21 protein-coding genes and 1 tRNA gene are annotated in these 18,399 nt (G+C 50.1%); 13 read left to right on the top strand and 9 right to left on the bottom strand.

Features of this window, described 5'->3' with window-relative positions:
* Positions 1-2 precede the first annotated feature (2 nt).
* From sctS to KDK15_RS15555, 7 genes are all read right to left on the bottom strand, one after another.
* On the bottom strand, positions 3-266 hold the full coding sequence (sctS, locus tag KDK15_RS15585) for a type III secretion system export apparatus subunit SctS (RefSeq protein ID WP_101748640.1): 264 nt from the start codon (positions 264-266) through the stop codon (positions 3-5).
* Positions 259-927 (bottom strand): type III secretion system export apparatus subunit SctR, encoded by a 669-nt coding sequence (gene sctR, locus KDK15_RS15580; RefSeq protein WP_257296306.1) that lies wholly within the window; start codon positions 925-927, stop codon positions 259-261. Before sctR ends, sctS begins: the two co-directional genes overlap by 8 nt.
* A 57-nt stretch (positions 928-984) precedes the next feature.
* Complete coding sequence (gene sctQ / locus KDK15_RS15575) at positions 985-1,956, bottom strand: type III secretion system cytoplasmic ring protein SctQ (RefSeq protein ID WP_257296305.1); 972 nt, start codon at positions 1,954-1,956, stop codon at positions 985-987.
* An 8-nt stretch (positions 1,957-1,964) separates the two neighbouring features.
* Positions 1,965-2,726: a type III secretion HpaP family protein gene (locus KDK15_RS15570; protein ID WP_257296304.1), complete on the bottom strand. Its 762-nt coding sequence runs from the start codon at positions 2,724-2,726 to the stop codon at positions 1,965-1,967.
* A 12-nt stretch (positions 2,727-2,738) separates the two neighbouring features.
* The gene (locus KDK15_RS15565; protein WP_257296303.1) at positions 2,739-3,242 is read right to left on the bottom strand and encodes a type III secretion protein; all 504 of its coding nucleotides are present in this window, start codon (positions 3,240-3,242) and stop codon (positions 2,739-2,741) included.
* A 4-nt stretch (positions 3,243-3,246) separates the two neighbouring features.
* Entirely contained in the window at positions 3,247-4,590 is a 1,344-nt protein-coding gene (sctN, locus tag KDK15_RS15560) for a type III secretion system ATPase SctN (RefSeq protein WP_257296302.1), read from the bottom strand.
* 313 nt (positions 4,591-4,903) lie between these two features.
* Positions 4,904-5,410, bottom strand: a complete 507-nt coding sequence (locus tag KDK15_RS15555; protein WP_257296301.1) for a type III secretion system chaperone — start codon at positions 5,408-5,410, stop codon at positions 4,904-4,906.
* Between the two features lie 250 nt (positions 5,411-5,660).
* Here KDK15_RS15555 and tadA point away from each other — a divergent pair, with 250 nt between their 5' ends.
* The 10 genes from tadA to KDK15_RS15505 all read left to right on the top strand — a co-directional run bounded on the left by tadA (position 5,661) and on the right by KDK15_RS15505 (position 16,173).
* Entirely contained in the window at positions 5,661-6,152 is a 492-nt protein-coding gene (gene tadA, locus KDK15_RS15550; protein WP_373691384.1) for a tRNA adenosine(34) deaminase TadA, read from the top strand.
* Positions 6,153-6,373: 221 nt separating this feature from the next.
* Positions 6,374-10,300: a phosphoribosylformylglycinamidine synthase gene (purL, locus tag KDK15_RS15545; protein WP_257296299.1), complete on the top strand. Its 3,927-nt coding sequence runs from the start codon at positions 6,374-6,376 to the stop codon at positions 10,298-10,300.
* Positions 10,301-10,583: 283 nt separating this feature from the next.
* Positions 10,584-10,892, top strand: coding sequence for a hypothetical protein (locus tag KDK15_RS15540; RefSeq protein ID WP_257296298.1), 309 nt, complete (start codon positions 10,584-10,586; stop codon positions 10,890-10,892).
* A 328-nt stretch (positions 10,893-11,220) separates the two neighbouring features.
* On the top strand, positions 11,221-12,072 hold the full coding sequence (locus KDK15_RS15535; protein WP_257296297.1) for a sulfurtransferase: 852 nt from the start codon (positions 11,221-11,223) through the stop codon (positions 12,070-12,072).
* A gap of 328 nt (positions 12,073-12,400) precedes the next feature.
* Positions 12,401-13,765, top strand: a complete 1,365-nt coding sequence (locus KDK15_RS15530) for a class II 3-deoxy-7-phosphoheptulonate synthase (protein ID WP_257296296.1) — start codon at positions 12,401-12,403, stop codon at positions 13,763-13,765.
* A gap of 183 nt (positions 13,766-13,948) precedes the next feature.
* Positions 13,949-14,025 (top strand) — tRNA-Pro (locus KDK15_RS15525).
* A 248-nt stretch (positions 14,026-14,273) separates the two neighbouring features.
* The gene (locus tag KDK15_RS15520) at positions 14,274-14,723 is read left to right on the top strand and encodes a hypothetical protein (RefSeq protein ID WP_373691382.1); all 450 of its coding nucleotides are present in this window, start codon (positions 14,274-14,276) and stop codon (positions 14,721-14,723) included.
* A complete protein-coding gene (locus tag KDK15_RS15515) occupies positions 14,720-15,367 on the top strand; it encodes an IS1634 family transposase (protein WP_257296294.1) in 648 nt (215 codons plus the stop codon). The genes KDK15_RS15520 and KDK15_RS15515 overlap by 4 nt, the downstream gene beginning before the upstream one ends.
* Positions 15,368-15,390: 23 nt before the next feature.
* The gene (locus KDK15_RS15510) at positions 15,391-15,888 is read left to right on the top strand and encodes a 3'(2'),5'-bisphosphate nucleotidase CysQ (protein WP_257296293.1); all 498 of its coding nucleotides are present in this window, start codon (positions 15,391-15,393) and stop codon (positions 15,886-15,888) included.
* A 60-nt stretch (positions 15,889-15,948) separates the two neighbouring features.
* Positions 15,949-16,173, top strand: coding sequence for a hypothetical protein (locus KDK15_RS15505; RefSeq protein ID WP_257296292.1), 225 nt, complete (start codon positions 15,949-15,951; stop codon positions 16,171-16,173).
* 148 nt (positions 16,174-16,321) lie between these two features.
* On the opposite strand, the gene KDK15_RS15500 is transcribed toward KDK15_RS15505, so the two are convergent.
* The gene (locus tag KDK15_RS15500) at positions 16,322-16,741 is read right to left on the bottom strand and encodes a type II toxin-antitoxin system VapC family toxin (RefSeq protein ID WP_257296291.1); all 420 of its coding nucleotides are present in this window, start codon (positions 16,739-16,741) and stop codon (positions 16,322-16,324) included.
* Positions 16,741-16,998 carry a type II toxin-antitoxin system Phd/YefM family antitoxin gene (locus tag KDK15_RS15495; protein WP_257296290.1) on the bottom strand — a complete coding sequence of 86 codons (258 nt, stop codon included), beginning with the start codon at positions 16,996-16,998 and terminating at the stop codon, positions 16,741-16,743. The genes KDK15_RS15500 and KDK15_RS15495 overlap by 1 nt, the downstream gene beginning before the upstream one ends.
* Before the next feature lie 74 nt (positions 16,999-17,072).
* Between KDK15_RS15495 and KDK15_RS15490 the strand changes: the two genes are divergently transcribed.
* The 3 genes from KDK15_RS15490 to KDK15_RS15480 all read left to right on the top strand — a co-directional run bounded on the left by KDK15_RS15490 (position 17,073) and on the right by KDK15_RS15480 (position 18,243).
* Positions 17,073-17,573 carry an NAD-dependent epimerase/dehydratase family protein gene (locus KDK15_RS15490; RefSeq protein WP_306800364.1) on the top strand — a complete coding sequence of 167 codons (501 nt, stop codon included), beginning with the start codon at positions 17,073-17,075 and terminating at the stop codon, positions 17,571-17,573.
* 196 nt (positions 17,574-17,769) lie between these two features.
* Positions 17,770-17,865: a hypothetical protein gene (locus KDK15_RS21555; RefSeq protein WP_373691381.1), complete on the top strand. Its 96-nt coding sequence runs from the start codon at positions 17,770-17,772 to the stop codon at positions 17,863-17,865.
* Positions 17,866-17,898: 33 nt separating this feature from the next.
* Positions 17,899-18,243: a cupin domain-containing protein gene (locus KDK15_RS15480; protein WP_373691383.1), complete on the top strand. Its 345-nt coding sequence runs from the start codon at positions 17,899-17,901 to the stop codon at positions 18,241-18,243.
* Positions 18,244-18,399 lie beyond the last annotated feature (156 nt).

The following is an 18,399-nucleotide window of genomic DNA, read 5'->3' as shown; positions in this document are numbered from 1 at the left end:
GGTCAGAGCCTTTCGAACATATCCATCACGGCCACTGAGAAGTTATAAACCTCGATACCCATCCAGCGGGATGTCAGGAAGATACTGATAATGACTGCGACGAGTTTGAAGGCAAATGGCAGTGTCTGTTCCTGAATCTGGGTCAGTGCCTGAATCAAACTGATGAGCAGACCAACCGCTGATGCCGCGATGATAGGAGGCATGGACAGTAACAGTGTCAGCCAGAGTGCCTGGGCTGTGAGTGTCAGTATATGCGGGTCATGCATAACTTAGCACCAGTCCGTGGATTAGCCGGGTCCAGCCATCCAGCAGTACAAATAGCAAGAGCTTGAAGGGCAGGGATATGGTCATGGGTGACACCATCATCATGCCCATGGCCAGAAGGATGTTAGAGACGATCAGGTCAATAACGATAAACGGCAAATAGAGCAGAAAGCCAATCTCGAACGCCTTGGTCAGTTCAGTGATACAGTAGGATGGCATCAGAACCACCAGGTCATCTGCGCTCAGTTGTGCCTGGTACGCCTTTGGCCACAATATTCTTGCGCTTTTCAGAAAGAAGTTTCTTTCCCGCTCCGTGGTATTTTTTTTCAGGAAGTCTCGATAGGGTGCTATCAGCAGTTCGATATTAGTTATCAGTTCTTGACTGTCTTCACTCTGAAAGCTGATATTTTCCTCTTGAGCGATATCCCAGGCCTCAAAACCTACCGGTGCCATGATGTAAAGCGTCAGGATAATGGCCAGGGCATTCATGGCGATATTGGGAGGAATCTGCTGCAGACCGGTGGCGTTTCTGAGAATGGAAAATACCACCACCAGTTTCAGGAATGATGTACCCATCACCGCCAGAAAGGGCACCAGCGCCATCAGCGCCAGTGGGATCATCAAATAAAATGGACTGGTGAGAGTAATTGCGCCGCTTTCCATAGTCGCCTTTTCCAGTCTCAGGGTATGAACAAGAGACTTTATTGTTTAGGTAGTCAATCAGTCGACAATTCTGGTAATACGTGCACCCAGTCGATTATTTATTTGTACCAGCTGGCACTCGGCAATCAATTTGCCGCCGGCACGAACCTTAACCGGTTGTTCGATGGGACGATCCAGCTCAAACACATGGCCAGGCTGAAGAGACTGGACTTCCTGTGCGGTGAACTGTTGTCGCCCCACTTCGAATACCAGGTCAATCTCAATATCTGACAGGTCGATAGGCTCCTGTTCATGATGCATTTGATCGTCTTCCATTGAGTCCATCCTGTGCTTGATGGTGATGTGAGAACCCTCTGCTTCCCCGACGAAAGCCATATCCGGGTTAACCCTGATAATCAGCTGCTGCCCGGTGACGTGATAATGAAAAAATACAATGTCACCGACACCCAGGGCGCTGGTTTCGTCTTTAGACAGTTTTGCCCGTCCAAGTTCAAGGCCTGCCCAGATAGGTATATCGGTGGATTGCTCGCGGATATGAGTGGGCAGTAGTTTGAGCAGCTCAAAAACAATGGGCGTGCTTTCCAGGTAAATGGGGTACTGCCTACCGGCTATCCGGATATTCATCGCCAGTTCTGCACGCTTTGATTTATCTTTGTTAGGTGTCAGGCCTGAGAACTTGATGGCAATACCAAGCCCCTGCATCAGATGCTCCAGCAGGCTCTGCAGCCTGTTTTCCAGGGCAGCCAGCATCAAGTCTTTTGGCAGTTTTAGCAGTATCTGGCTGTTCAGATTGTCCGGCATGATGAGGTCAATGAATGCACTGCCGGTGTACAGGGAAACGGGCTGGTGATTTATTTCCAGCTGCATGCAGATAGCAGGCATAGTTTCTGCGGCAATACTGCTCAGGGAAATGTCCCACCTGTTCTCATTAACCGGCAGCGCAAGCTCTGTCTGGCGGTTGCTGAGGATTTGGCCAAGCAGCAGCTGCGACGGTGAGACAGGGGGTAGATCAAGAGTTTCTGCTGCCATGGTTCAGCCTATGCCCGGTCGTTTCTGGAAGAATTCTGGTTGTTATCATCGTCAGCCACATACTGGTTACGGGAGCGACCATCACTATCCTGGTTATCGCCACCTGACATATTGATATTTACCTGAACCTTGTCGTTGGAGAATCGCTCAGCCAGCATTTTCTGCAGGTTGGCTTCATGCTGGGCCAGAAAATTTCCGGCTTCTGCTGATGTGGTATTCATGGTGACTGTCAACTCGCCACCGTGTCTCTGAATTCTGATCTCGGTACCCGGCAGCACATTGTCTTTCAGGGAAATGCGAACCTCTGCCCCATTCACTGCATCCTTGGCAGAAACCTGGATTTGATCGGCCAGCTTCTGAAGTGCGGTATCAATTTCTTTCACGCTGCTGGTCTGTTGAATCTCACGAAGCTGGGTATCAGCTTTAATCGGGTTCTGAGCGTTATTGACCAGGACATGCTCAGAGCCATCGCGCGCATTCTGGAACATATTCTCACTACTCTCTTCATGGGAACCTTCGCGAGAACCTTTTTCCTGGCGTCCGCTGATGGCATCTTTAGAGCTTTTGTTCCGTTCGGCCAGCAGGCTTTCCAGGCTTTGCTCCTTATCGCCACCCGTTTTTTTCTCTTTGCCTCGCTTTTCTTTTGCCATGCGATCAGCAAAATCGTTGGCCTGCTTATCGGATACTTTGCGGCTTTGCTGGTTAGCATCATTCTGTTGCGGGGGTGGAGTTGGCTGAGTGTTGCTGGTTTGATTCACGCCTGTTGACATGATGATTAACTCCTATTCCTTGGATTTAACGGTAAATTCTTCCATTTCCAGATCTTCAAGACGTTTGGCCTCTTTCTCAGCCTCTTCATCCTGTACCTTGCAGAACTCCTCAAACTTCTCCACAGCCAGCTTGGCCTTATAGTGAGCCTGCCTGGCTGTTTCAAGTACTTGCTCTGCTTTTACTACCTGTTGTTGTGCTTCTACCACCCGTTGTTCTGCATCGGCAATGGCCTGTTCCAGAGAGGCATCTTTCTCTCGTAACATGGCAACTTTCTGCTTCAGCAGATCCAGATCATGCTGCTGAATACTGGTGTTCATAATATTATCGTATAGCCGCTGTTCTTCTTGACTGCGCCATACAATATACTCTTCCAGATCCTGTTGACGTTGTGCCACTTCCTGCTTGCGTTGTTCGACCTCCTGATGGGCGAGGTCCAACTCATGCTGACAGCGTTTGACCTCACGCTCAGCAGACTCTTCCCGTATGTTTTTAACCTTCAGCAGATCATGCAGCATCTTCTCAGTAACCTACGATTTGCTGTAGTTGGGCAATCGTCTGGTCGAGGGGCATCAGTTCATCCGTTCTCTGCTTGAGAAAAGACCGGATGGTTTCAATTTTCTGAATTGCCTCGTCGGCCAGTGGGTCAGCCCCCTGTTTGTATTCCCCGACTTTTACCAGTAACTCAATATCTTCATATTTGGACATCAGGGCTCTTGCCCGACTGACCGCCGCACGGTGGTCTTCGGTAGTAATGGCATTCATGACACGGCTGGCACTGGCCAGCACATCAATCGCCGGGTAGTGCCCGGATGCGGCCAGCTTTCTGGAGAGAATAATATGACCATCAAGAATCGAGCGGGTTTCATCCGCTACCGGCTCAGTCATGTCATCCCCTTCAACCAGCACGGTATAGAGTGCCGTAATAGAGCCTACATCCGACATCCCCGTACGCTCCATCAGCTTGGGAAGGGTGGCAAATACCGAAGGCGGGAAACCCCGGCGGGTTGGTGGTTCCCCGGCGGCCAGTCCGATTTCACGCTGAGCACGGGCAAAACGGGTGACAGAGTCCATGAGCAGAAGAACCCGTTTGCCTTTATCACGAAAAAACTCAGCAACAGCTGTTGCTGTGTACGCGGCTTTGGAACGCTCCATGGAGGACTTGTCGGAGGTTGCCACAATAATAACTGACTTCTTAACCCCCTCCGGGCCAAGGTCGTGCTCGATAAACTCCCGCAGCTCCCGTCCCCGTTCACCGATCAGGGCAAGCACGGTGACATCCACTTCCGCACCCTTAACCAGCATCGACAACAGGGTACTCTTACCACCACCGGCCGCCGCAAAGATACCCATTCTCTGTCCTTCGCCACAGGTTAGAACGCCATCAATGGCTTTAACGCCCAGGGGGATGGGGTGGTCAATAATTCTCCGGGTCATAGGGTCGGGGGCATCGGTATAAACCGGATAATGAGCTTCAGGCTCAATGCCATTAAATGCGTCAGGGTTTAATGGGTTGCCCATACCATCCAGCACATGACCCAGCAGATGAGGGCCAACGGCTACGTGATGTACTTTGCCGGTTGGGATAACTTCAGTGGTGGAGGAGATCCCCATAATTTCACCCAGGGGAGATAGCACCGTCTCATGTCCCTGGAAACCGACCACTTCAGCGTATGAATTCCGGTCACTGTCATCAGGGTTATTGGGGGATACCAGCTCGCAGAGCTCACCGATTTTGACGCCTGGCACTGCAGCTTTGATGATCATGCCCTGAACTTCAGTAACACGGCCACGGATATCGATCAGCCTGCCGCTTTCCACGGTGCTTTGCAGTGCATTGGTGAGATAGTTAAAAGTTTGAGCCAACTTGATGCCTCCATTATTTTTCTTGCTATGGATTTGCTGCTATCGAGATCCTTCTGCTATCCATACCCGGGGCGGTACTTCCTGCCCTGACAGTATGGAGTTATTATCCAGACGCGGCAGAGTATAGTTGTTCTACTCAATACGTGGCTGAAAAACTGGATAAAGGATTCCCGAATCCATGACAGGCTTCTCTTTCTCTTTTCGGCCTGTTGATTTCGAGCTGAAATGGTGTTGGTAAAATAAATGCAGATAAAAAGGCGGGAAATGAAAGAAGGGTTGTGAAAACCCTTCCTTGTATTGAGTATTTTGGGAGTTACACCATCATTCCCATATCGCCCGGGCCTCCGGGTGCTCCTCCGGGACCACTTTGGGGGCGGGGAGGGGTCGGTGTTGAAGAAGTCTGGTCCTGCTTGGACTCATCCAGCTCACTGACACACCATTCCAGAGTATTTACAAACTTTTCCAGGGTTGACTCAAATAAACCATAATCACAGGAAGCCTGAAGGGAACGAATCAACAGTACTTCAGTTTTATCATGGTTCAATGCAAGAAACGCACCTTGCATACTATGATGCTGGAGGTTCAATGAACACATTTTTTCCAGCAACGCGGTTTTTTCCGGGCTGTCATGGGTAATCATGGGTCGGACAGAAGCAACAAATACCAGTGCCTCGTCATCTTCAAGATACTCCATGTTTACGATCAGGGTATCGTCAAAACACAGCCCACAGGCGTCATGTTCGTTTAACTTGAGTTCTCCCAGGCCGATGCTCTGGGCAAAGTGTTGTAGATGTTGTTCTACATTCTGCTTGAAAGACATCAGGCCCTTCCCTCCAGTGATTTATTTTTCATAGTTGAGCAATTTATTTTTGATAGGCTATTTATAGCTTAGACACTATATATAGCTCAGACATTCCCCATGGGAAAAAATTCCATAGATTTAATCGACTGATTGTCACATTTCATAATAAAGCTAAAAAGAAATCCTCAAATCAAGGGATGAAAAGCCTGCCGTTTTCCTTCATGATGCAAAATCGCTCAAGATTGTCAGGTTGGGTAGATAGTTTGTGATTGATGACGCCATTTGGATGAAGGAAGCCCTGCTGGAAGCTGATAAAGGCCGTACCCTGGGTGAGGTTCCCGTCGGTGCTGTAGTGGTTAAGGACGGTCAGATTATCGCCCGGGCCTGCAATCAGCCTATTTCATCCTGTAATCCCGTTGCTCATGCTGAAATTCTGGTACTTCAGTCAGCGGCTGCAGCCATTGGCAACTACCGCCTGCTGGATTGTGACCTCTATGTTACGCTGGAGCCCTGTACCATGTGTGCGGGTGCTATTGTCCACAGTCGTATTCGTCGCCTGATTTACGGTGCGGCAGAACCTAAGGCCGGAGCCATTGCCAGTGTCGCGAGGGTTCTTGAGCAGCCTGAGATGAACCACCGGGTAGAGGTTACCGGTGGTGTCCTTCAGGCTGAATGCAGTGAGATGATCAGTGATTTTTTTCGTTTTCGCCGTCAGCAGATCCGTGAGCAACGAGCAAAGCCGCCTTTTGTTGATAAATAGCCTGAGAAATGGCTTATGATTGCTGGTTTCCGAAGGCTGGTTTCGATTATTATAGGCAGCCTTTGATCATCCCCCTGAGTTGAGAGGCTGGAGCATAAGGACTGGCTTGTAATCCAATCAGGAAGTGGCCACTCATGCGGGCTTCCTGATGCTCATCATTATTAGCTCATCCAGGCTGTAGCTCCTCATAGCTGTTAATTGGCCCGAGGACAGACCAGAACATGCTGATACTGCGTGGCGCCCCTGCACTTTCCCAGTTCCGCCGTCAAAAGCTGCTTGTTCAGCTGCAAAGCAGAGTGCCAGAGATCTCCTGTGTTGTTGCTGAATTCCAGCATTTCGTGAAAACCCAGTCGTCCTGTGCGGAAGGGCTGAGCGAGAGGCAGGCTGATATTCTGGCCAGACTTTTGACTTATGGCCCAAAGATTCAACAAACAGAGCCGGACAGCTTTGCCTCTCAGACAGAGTTTCTGGTGATTCCCCGTCCGGGCACGATTTCCCCCTGGTCCAGTAAAGCATCCGATATTGCCCACAATTGTGGCCTGAATATGATCCAGCGAATCGAGCGAGGCGTTCGGTTTGTGGTGTTTGCGGATACCCGCTTATCTGGAGATCAGGAAGCACTGATTGCTGATTTGCTCCATGACCGGATGACCCAGGCCGTCTTGCGTGATGAGCGTGAAATTGCAACATTGTTTGCTGTGTCCGAGCCTGCCCCAATGACCACTGTGTCCGTTCTGGAAGGCGGCAGAGAGGCACTGGCTGCGGCTAACCTGTCCCTTGGTCTGGCACTGGCTGAGGATGAGATCGACTATCTGTTAGAGAGCTATCAAAAGCTCGAACGGGATCCTGCGGATGTTGAGTTGATGATGTTTGCCCAGGCGAACTCGGAACACTGTCGGCATAAAATTTTTAATGCGTCCTGGAGTATTGATGGTGAAGAGCAGGATCTTTCCCTGTTCAAAATGATCCGAAATACTCACGCCCTACACAGTGAAGGGGTGCTATCGGCTTATAAAGATAACGCCTCGGTGATTGAAGGGTTCCACGCAAAGCGGTTTTACCCGGAACCTGAGAGCCGTGAATACGGTTTCAATGAGGAAGAGATTCATATCCTCATGAAGGTAGAAACCCACAATCACCCGACGGCCATTGCGCCCCGGGCGGGTGCCGCCACCGGTTCCGGTGGTGAAATTCGTGATGAAGGGGCCACCGGTCAGGGATCCAGGCCTAAGGCAGGTCTGACCGGGTTCACCGTATCTAACCTGAAAATTCCGGGCTATGAACAGCCCTGGGAACAGGATTATGGCAAGCCAGACCGCATTGTCTCGCCACTGGAAATCATGATTGATGGTCCATTGGGTGGTGCCGGTTTTAATAATGAGTTTGGTCGTCCAAACCTGTGTGGCTATTTCCGCACCTTTGAGGCCGGCGTCAAAGGCGCTGCAGGCTATGAGGTTCGTGGCTATCACAAGCCGATTATGCTGGCAGGCGGTCTTGGCAATATCAAAGCTGAGCATGTTGAAAAAGGGGACATCCCGGTGGGTGCCAGGCTGATTGTCCTGGGCGGTCCCGCCATGCAGATTGGCCTGGGTGGCGGCGCGGCCTCTTCCATGACCTCGGGAGAAGGCCTGGAAGATTTGGACTTTGCCAGTGTACAGCGAGACAACCCGGAAATGGAGCGTCGTTGCCAGGAGGTGATCGACCGTTGCTGGCAGCAGGGAGACCGGAATCCCATTGCGTTCATTCACGATGTGGGAGCCGGTGGTCTATCCAACGCACTGCCTGAACTGGTGAGTGATGGCGGCCGGGGCGGTCACTTCCAGTTGCGTGCCATTCATAATGATGAACCGGGCATGTCGCCGCTGGCGCTCTGGTGTAATGAATCCCAGGAACGTTATGTGATGGCGGTGGCGGCAGAAGACCTTCCCCGCTTCGAGGACATCTGTCAGCAGGAGCGCTGCCCTTATGCCGTGGTGGGCGAAGCGACAGAAGAGCAGCGACTGTTGCTTGATGACAGTCACTTCAATAATCGCCCGGTAGATATGCCGCTGGATGTACTGTTGGGTAAACCACCCAGGATGCACCGTGAGGTTCAACGTCAGTGGTTTCAGCGGGATCCCCTGGACCTGAACGACATCAAGTTGCTTGAAGCGATGGAGCGGGTATTAAAACTGCCATCCGTCGCCAGCAAGAACTTCCTGATCACCATTGGCGACCGAACCATTACCGGTCTGGTTAATCGTGACCAGATGGTAGGCCCCTGGCAGGTGCCTGTGGCTGACTGCGCGGTGACCGCAACGGCTTTTCAGGGCTATACCGGCGAAGCCATGTCGATGGGCGAACGAACACCGCTTGCCCTGATCAATGCCCCCGCTTCCGGACGCATGGCGATTGGTGAGGCGATCACTAATATTTCTGCTGCCCGTATTGGTAGAATTGGCGATATCAAACTGTCGGCCAACTGGATGGCAGCAGCAGGTCATCCGGGTGAAGATGAAAACCTGTTCGATACGGTTAAAGCCGTGGGTATGGAGCTTTGCCCGGCACTGGGTATTGCTATTCCGGTTGGTAAAGATTCTATGTCCATGAGAACCCAATGGCAGGAAAATGGTGAAAATAAGCGTGTCACTTCACCTCTGTCGCTGGTTATTTCGGCATTTGCCCCGGTCCGGGATATTCGCAAGACAGTGACGCCCCAATTGAGGACGGATCAGGGTAATACCGATCTGCTGTTGATTGACCTTGGCCGTGACCATAACCGACTGGGTGGTTCGGCACTGGCCCAGGTGTATGGTCAGGTAGGTGACTCGGCACCGGATGTTAACTCTCCGGAAGACCTGAAAGGATTTTTTAATGCCATTCAGGAACTGATGGATAAAGATCTGCTACTGGCCTACCACGACCGCTCTGACGGTGGCCTGTTTACCACCCTGATTGAGATGGCTTTTGCTGGCCATACGGGTATTGCTGTTGATCTGGATAAACTGGCTGGCAACAAGACGATGATTTTGCCCGCCCTGTTCAATGAAGAGCTGGGTGCCGTTATCCAGGTGCGCCACCGTGAGAAAGGTCTTGTTAAGGATATCCTGGCTCAGCATGGCCTGGCAGCCTGCTCGCATACCATTGGAGCGCTGGCTGCTGGTCAGCGGGTATCGTTCCGGTTCAATGGTTCCGAGCTGGTCAGTGAAAGCCGGGTCAAGTTCCAGCGCTGGTGGGCAGAAACCAGCTATCGCATTCAGGCACTGCGGGACAACGGGGAGTGTGCCCGACAGGAGTTCGATAACCTGCTGGATGATCATGATGATGGGCTTCATGCCTCTCTGCCTTTCAATATTTCTCTGGATGTGGCTGCGCCCTATATCAACACCGGTGTTCGTCCAGCCATGGCCATTTTGCGGGAGCAGGGGGTCAATGGTCAGGTAGAAATGGCTGCGGCCTTCGATCGTGCTGGTTTCAAAACGGTTGATGTGCATATGAGTGATATCCTGTCCGGTCGACGGACTCTGGATGAATTTAAAGGTCTGGTGGCCTGTGGTGGTTTCTCTTATGGGGATGTTCTGGGAGCCGGAGAAGGTTGGGCCAAGTCGATTCTCTTTAATGAACAGGCCCGTGATCAGTTTGCCCGTTTCTTCGATCGTCGCGACAGTTTTGCCCTGGGGGTGTGCAACGGTTGTCAGATGCTCTCCAATCTGCATGACCTGATTCCCGGCGCTGACTACTGGCCCCACTTTGTCCGCAACCAGTCTGAGCAGTTTGAGGCCCGGGTGGCGATGGTTGAGGTTCAGAACAGCCGTTCAATCTTCTTCCGGGGGATGGAGGGTGCCCGTATGCCAATTGCTGTCGCTCATGGGGAAGGGCATGCCGAGTTTGCCGATCCGGCTCATCTGGAGCGGCTGGCCATCAATGGTCAGGTGTCTTTGAAGTTTGTGGATAACCAGGGTAAGCCCACCACACGTTATCCCTACAACCCCAATGGCTCGGTGCAGGGAATTACCGGCCTGACCTCTGCCGATGGTCGGGTAACCATTATGATGCCCCATCCTGAGCGGGTATTCCGTACGGTTCAAAACAGCTGGCACCCGGAACACTGGGGTGACGATGCTCCACTGATGAGAATGTTCCGGAACGCACGAGTCTGGGTCGGTTAACAGGAAAGGTCTTGCCTGTTTACCAAAAGGAGTTACAGACATGAATTGGAGACGCTATAGCAGGGCATTGAAATGACCATCCGGCTTGATAGCGGTCAAAATATATTTCAGTGGTTCAGGAGGCCAACCCAAAAGCGCCTTTGCAGGTGGGTGATACGGTAAAGATTTTGACTCAGGGTAACACGTCTCGGGTTGTTCGAATGCGATAGTTCGATGGAGCGGGGGCTGGTCTCCGCTCTTGAATGAGGTTTTGGAAGCTTTCCGGCTATGGGTGAGGATGGGCATGAGTAACAAAACAATTGCAATAGTGCTGGCCGCTCTTCTGGCTATGGGTGTGACTGGCTGGTTTTTGCTGGCTAAAAAGGATGAGCCTGAACCATTGCCCGTAAAGGATGTCATTTCGATACCACGGGAGGTCATAGACACGCCGGTGGAAGAGCGTGCTTACTCTCCGGGTACGGAATTTGACGAGTCTTCTGAAGAAACCCGAATCATTCTGGAAACGCCGGATAACGAAGAGTTGAGCAACCTGCTTTCAGAAAAAGTGCTTCGCGATGACAAGGTAGTGGACAAGCCTGCAACCGGGAAATGATGAAAGTGAGACATGTCTCACACTTTTTTCGCGTAATCACTGCTATTGCCATCACGAGTGTATTGATAACGTAAATCTTGCATGGATGCACTTGTCACATGGATGTGACCCCACCCGCCAGCTCTGCTGGTGGGTTTTATTACTCTCCTCATCTTTCCTTTTCTCCGTACTAGTCTTTCTTTCGTACTACGGCTATCAGGACTTCTTGCAAAGCCACTATCATTTTTTTACTGTGTGAAAACAAAAGTAAATTGTCACAAATGTTTCATGGTGGTGTGTTAGCTGCCACTGCTTTTCCCTTGGTCACCAGCCAGACAGAGGTAACTAAATGCCTTTATTAATAGAGCCGGAGATGCTGGCTACCCTGTTGAAAGATCAACATCTGGTGGTTCTGGATGCTCGTTTCAGTCTTGCTGACCTGAAACAGGGGCGGGTGATGTATAGCCAGGGACATATTCCGGGAGCGCTCTATGCGGATCTTGAAGTAGATCTCTCCGGTTTGATTATTCACGGTAAAACCGGCAGGCATCCATTGCCTGAGCAGGCAGACTGGCAGGCAACTCTCCGTCGTTGGGGGATTGATAAGTACTCTCAGGTCGTTGTTTATGATGACGGCGGTCATGCCATGGCGGCAAGGGCCTGGTGGCTGTTACGCTGGGCGGGTATCTCTCACGCCATGATTCTGCATGGCGGTATGAAAGCCTGGCAGGCGGGTCGTTATCCTGTGATCACCGATGTGTCTGAGGTGGCAGAAAGTCAGGCTGATTTTACCATGGGCCATATGCCAACGGTTTCAGCGCAGGATCTGATGGCGCAGATAGAAATTGAAGGAAATAGCCTTGGGTATAAACTGATTGATGCCAGGGCTTACGAACGATTCCGTGGAGAAGAGGAAACCATGGACTCACAGGCTGGACACATTCCCGGGGCGGTATGCCATCCATTCGCGGAAAACCTGGATGAAAATGGCCGCTTTCTTTCAGCGGATCACTTGCGGGAACTATTTACTTCACTGGTTGGCGGCGCTTCCCGGCCAGTCTTCTACTGTGGTTCCGGTGTTACCGCCTGCCACAATATTTTTGCCATGGAGCTTGCGGGTTTGTCGGGTGCAATACTGTATCCCGGCTCATGGAGCGAATGGATAACCGACCCCCGGCATCCTGTCACCAGAGGCCAATAGCTTAGGGTGCGGGGGCTCGTTTCTGCTTTTCTGTTTTTCTGCTTTTCAGCTATCCACGATAACCCCGCCGACGCATCATAATTGTGTCGGATTTAATGGTTATCATGGAAAGCAGTGAAGAAATCATAATGATAAGTATGGTTACGTATTGTTATCAGGTCGAAACTTAAAACAAACCAAATATGGTATGTAAAGCCTTAAGTTCGGTTAATCAGCGATGATTCTTGATATCTCTTCCATAATTATTCATGGGAAAACCTCAGAGCCCTGATGATGTTATTCAGGTAGAATAGCTGTTTTTAGCGAGTGTGAAAGAGCTGGTGACTTAATGAATTCATGGACTGTTGATAGCTGGAGACATATGCCGTTGCTCCAGCTGCCAGAATATCCCGACCAGGAAAAACTGGGCCGGGTTGAGCAGGAACTTGCTGCTATGCCACCACTGGTTTTTGCGGGTGAAGTGAATGAGTTGAGAAACCGGCTGGCAGAAGCGACCGAAGGCAGAGCATTTCTGCTGCAGGGGGGAGACTGTGCGGAGAGCTTCCTGGAATTCTCGGCCAATAACATCCGCGACACCTTCAAAGTCATGATGCAGATGGCGGTGGTACTCACCTTTGGCGCTGCCTGCCCGGTGATCAAGGTAGGACGTTTGGCTGGCCAATTTGCCAAGCCAAGAACGTCCGGTAGTGAAACCATCAATGGTGTTGAATTGCCAATCTATCGTGGCGACATCATTAACGGCACCGAGTTTACCCGGGTGGCTCGTAATCCTGACCCCCAGAGAATGCTTCAGGCCTATCATCAGGCTGCTGCCACCCTGAACCTGCTGCGTGCTTTTGCCCAGGGTGGCCTGGCCTCTCTGGAACAGGTGCATGCCTGGAATCTGGACTTTGTTGCAAACAGCCCACAGACTGATCAGTACCGCTACATGGCTGATCGAATTGATGAATCGCTGGATTTCATGAAAGCCTGTGGCATCTCTGCAGAGCATTCATCCACCATCCGTGAAACCGCGTTTTATACCTCCCATGAAGCGTTATTACTGCCTTACGAGCAGGCGCTGACCCGCCGTGATAGCCTGTCCGGTGACTGGTATGACTGTTCAGCCCATATGCTCTGGGTGGGTGACCGTACCCGTCAGGTCGATGGTGGTCATGTTGAGTTTGTCCGAGGTATTCAAAACCCGATTGGTTTGAAAGCAGGCCCAACCCTGCCACCGGATGACCTGATTCGACTGATTGACCGGATCAACCCGGAGAATATTCCCGGCAAATTGAACATCATTGTTCGTATGGGTGCTGACAATGTAGAGAAAGGCCTGCCACCATTGCTGAAAGCCGTTCAGCGTGAAGGGCGCAATGTGCTCTGGAGTTGTGATCCAATGCACGGTAATACCTATAAGGCCAGCAATGGCTATAAAACCCGTGAAGTATCGAAAATTCTCTTAGAGGTTGAGCAGTTCTTTGCGGCCCATCGTGCCGAGGGAACCTACGCTGGCGGCGTTCACTTTGAAATGACCGGCCAGAATGTGACGGAGTGTGTAGGTGGTGCCAATGCCGTGACGGAAGATCATCTGGGCAATCGTTATCATACCCACTGTGACCCTCGCCTGAACGCCGATCAGGCGCTGGAGCTGGCATTCCTGATTGCTGATACCTTGAAGAAGTGCCGCACGTTGAGCGATAGAGCATAGTTGCGGCTCAACCATGAAAGACCGCATTGACATCATCCGGGGTGATATTACGACATTATCGGTGGATGCCATTGTTAATGCGGCCAACATTTTTCCTTTCTTTTTTCTCTTCGTAAAACTTCCTTGAATTCTTTTCTGCTGTTATTGACAGTTTCGTCTGCATGTCTAGAATAGCTCTGGCTTCGGCGTGTAGCGCAGCCTGGTAGCGCATTTCGTTCGGGACGAAAGGGTCGGAGGTTCGAATCCTCTCACGCCGACCAGTGAAATCAAGGGTTACGAGCATTAAATATAAGTTTTTATTTATATGAAGCTGGTTTGAGAACAAAAATGAGAATAAAACAGCCGTTTTATCGAACCAGTGCAGTCTATCTCGAGCCTTTGATTTTTGGTGCTTTCCGGATATAGATTTTCCTTCCTGTCTCGGTTCTGTGTCCTGAGTATTGACAATATAAAAGCCTATGAATACTCCGTTCTTGTCACTTCACTTGATAATAATGTTGTCTCAATTATGAACCATTATCGAAACAGGGCTGACTGCGAAAATAATTTTGATGAAATAAAAAACCAATGGGGCTGGGATGGATACGTTACGAAAGATTTGGCAAGATGCCGTATGCTGGCGCGAATGGTGGCGTTAATATACAACTGGTGGACGCTTTATGTTCGATTAAGCAATCCTGATTCCCATAAGGAATCTATTACCAGTCGCCCCTTATTAATGAGCTCAATTGGCAAGCTTACCGAATCAGGTAATCAAAAGAAAATAAAACTGACAAGCCAGCATCGCCTGATGAATAAAATTGCTGAATTACAAAATCAGCTGTGCGGTTTTCTTGATTCAATTAAAAACATTGCACCACAGTTGAGTCCAATTCAGGCATGGTGTCGAATTTTAACGAAAGCGGTATCGAAATTTGCTCCAGAGCATAAGCTGCTCTTCGTTGATGAGTTCACTTGAAGGCAGGTTGGGGCTGTTACCCGTTACAGCTACTGCTGTGTCACTCATATGAACCTCCATGTTCATGTTTTATAGAAATAGGAGGCGCAAAAACAGAATCTAGTCTCTTCCAGAGTCTCCCTGAGTTCTTTGAGGACAAACCGATTGATCGCCTCATCGGGGAGGGCATCCAGGCAGAACACTTAAACGACAAAATACTTGGCAGGGCTCTCGACAGTCTTTATGACGTTGGCGTCAGTGACTTATACCTGAATCTTGCCATTAAGGTCGTCAACCATCTAAAGCTGCCCTGCAAGGCATTAAACCTGGACGGCACCAGCCTTCATACAGACGGTGTCTATAACAGTAATGAAAACCCTGATGACTTGAACTGCATCCATATCTGCCGTGGCTACAGCCGTGATCACCGGCCTGACCTGAATCAGGTTGTCTTGCAGCTAATCACCGAAAATGAGGCGGGTATCCCAGTGTTTATGGCACCTGCGAGCGGTAATGTAAACGACAAGACTTGCTTTCAGGAAATTATCAAAAATCATTTGTCGTGTTTTAAGGCGGCTTTGAATAACCGTTATCTGGTCGCTGATGCCGCCATGTACGTTGCTAAAACCCTTCAGTTGCTTGATAAGCAAATGTTGCCGGACTGAAGGCATTAACGCCGGATGTGCCAGTGTTGTCGGAAAAGTCTTCAACCATTCCCTGGGTAGAACGTCAACAATGGTCGAAATACTGGCTGGTTGATCCGCTGGATGGCACAAAGGAGTTTATTAAACGTAACGGCGAATTCACGGCCAATATTGCCCTGATTGAAGATCATAAAGCGGTCATGGGTGTGGTTTATGCGCCAGTGTTAAGGCGGTTTTATTTTGCTGATGATAGCGGTGCATATCGTCAGGATCAGGGTTCTGAATCAGTGCAGTTATCCGTTGCAACTCATGGCGATGATCGCCCCTGGAATGTGGTAGCCAGTCGTTCTCATATGAGCGATGAAACCAAAACATTTATTGAAAAGCTGGGTGAATATAAGTTGGTTTCTATGGGTAGCTCTCTGAAGCTATGCCTTGTTGCCGAAGGTGCTGCAGATGTTTACCCCCGCTTTGCCCTGACCAGTGAGTGGGATACGGCAGCTGCACAATGTGTGCCATCAATCATCCCTCAGAAGTTTTAATAGCTCATTTCTTATCGCTCTGATTTGAGTCTATTAGGTATTAAATTAATAGTTAATTAAATGGCAACTTTTTCGAGTCAAGTAGAGGCCATCAGTGCTACGGTTCTGGAGCAGTCACGGCAGGATCACTTTGCCGGTCACGACCCGTTTGATGGGTTAAACAGCAAACTGTTCGAATGGATGCACGGCCTGAAGTCGGGCATTTTTGGTTTGGCCTGGATTCAGTTTTTCAAACAGTCACCGGCACTTTGCAACAGTGCCTCAATCGTTTCCAGGGCGGCCTGATAAGCAGATTCATCACCAATTGGGGGCAAGACAGGGGGCGATTTCAAGCAGGTTGCCAAAGCGCCGGGGCTGCTCGGTTAATTTTTCAGGACTACCCATTCTCAGGAAACATGACACCCACAGAAAAAAACTATTCCCAATTCCCAGCTCAAAACTCCCAAGGGTTGAACAGTTTCACCCCTGACTGTTCAAAGCCCCTGATGTTCCGGGTAACAACGGTCATTTGATGAATGATAGCGGTGGCGGCAATCATTGCGTCCCGCTCAGACTTCGGGTTTGGGATATGTAACCGGGCACAGGTCAGGGCAATCGGGGTATCCAGTACCAAAATGCGCCCCTCAAAGGCAGGAAGCATTCGCTGGTCCATCCACGCTCTGAGCACTTTACCCTGCTGCGGGTCTTTCCTCTCTTTTAACAGGATGCCCATTTCTATTTCCAGAACGCTGATCACCGAAAGGTAGAGTTCATTCGGTACCACGGATCTGGCCCATTGACCTACCGAAGGGCTGCCTTTGCCTGTGCTGCATTTGCGTAGCTCAGACACAACGTTGGTATCAAGCAAGTACATCAGGAAAAATCTGCCGGTTTCAGGAAGTTGTCTTTTAAAGGCTCCGCTTCCAGGTCGGCATCTTCCATTTCGGGCATAGCCAGCAGTTCAAGAATATTGGCAGCATTGCGGGTGATCTCTTTGTAGTGATCGATATTGAGCAGGACGTGCGTGACGTTTCCTCTGTCGGAAATAAATACCGGCTGCTTCAGCGCAGACCGCTTAGCCTTGGTGACATTCTGGTTAAATGTCCGTGATGAAATGGTTGTTATACTCATGCCAGTAACCCTCTGCCCTATTAACTATTCAACATGTAGTAATGTAGCTACATTATTTGCGCTTTTCAAAGTTTATGAATAAAGTTTTTGTTGCCGGTCACCAGGGCATGGTGGGCTCGGCTGTTGTGCGACAGTTGGCGGGTGAAGCGGGCATTGAGCTGATTACCCACAGCCGCAGTGAGTTGGATTTGACTAGCCAAAGTGCTGTAGCTCAGTTTTTTCAGGCTGAAAAAATTGACCAGGTTTATCTCGCTGCCGCCAAAGTGGGTGGTATCCATGCCAATAACACCTACCCTGCCGAGTTTATTTATGAAAACCTGATGATGGAGAGCAATATTATCCATCAGGCTTATGCGTCGGGCGTTAAGCAGTTACTGTTCCTGGGTTCCAGCTGTATCTATCCCAAACTGGCACAACAGCCAATGGTGGAAAGTGAGTTGTTGAACGGTCATCTGGAAGCCACCAATGAGCCTTATGCCATCGCCAAGATTGCCGGTATTAAATTATGTGAATCCTATAACCGGCAATACGGTGTCGATTACCGTTCGGTAATGCCTACCAATCTTTATGGGTGAGAACGATAACTTACATCATCCGGAAAACAGCCATGTGATCCCGGCTATGATGCACCGCTTCCATGAAGCAAAGTTCTAAGATGCTTGAATTCGAAACTTTTAAAACCGTTGTCGCTTCAACGCCATTGGTTTCCATTGATTTGATTATTCGCAATAGCCGGGAACTGTACGCAGTGAAAAGAAGCTGATTGCCACCGTGGGTGTTGATGATCTGATCATCACCGAAAGCGATGACGCCATCCTGGTGGTAGCCCATAAGGACCGGGTACAGGATGTTAAAAGAGATTGTTGACCGGCTGAAAGAGGAAAACCGTTCTGAAGCCAAATTGCATCGGAAGGTTTATCGCCCATGGGGGCTTATGACTCAATTGATATGGGTGACCGACTCCAGGTTAAGCGAATTACCGTGAAGCCCGGAGCGCAGCTCTCTCTACAGATGCATCATCACCGTGCCGAACACTGGATTGTGGTTAAAGGTACTGCAGTGGTCACCAATGGCGACCAGGAAATTCTACTTACTGAAAACCAGTCTACCTATATCCCCATTGGCGTGGTACATCGACTGGAAAACCCCGGCAAGTTTGATCTTGAACTGATTGAAGTTCACAGCGGAGGGTATCTGGGTGAGGATGATATTGTGCGGTTTGAGGATACCTACGGCAGGGCGTGATTTTTATTGGCCACGGAGGCACAGAGGCACGTAGGAAAAGACTTTTTTCTTATCTCCGTGCCTCTGTGCCTCGGTGGCAAGTATTTTCTTTACTGGATAACTTACCGGCCATCCAGCCGGTCCAGAATTTTCAGGGCTTGCTTTGGATTGCCTGAT

It is taken from the genome of Endozoicomonas sp. YOMI1 (genome assembly GCF_024606345.1).
GTDB lineage: Bacteria > Pseudomonadota > Gammaproteobacteria > Pseudomonadales > Endozoicomonadaceae > Endozoicomonas.
The sequence above is the reverse complement of the archived record's forward strand: the minus strand, read 5'-3'. Positions and strand labels throughout refer to the sequence as shown.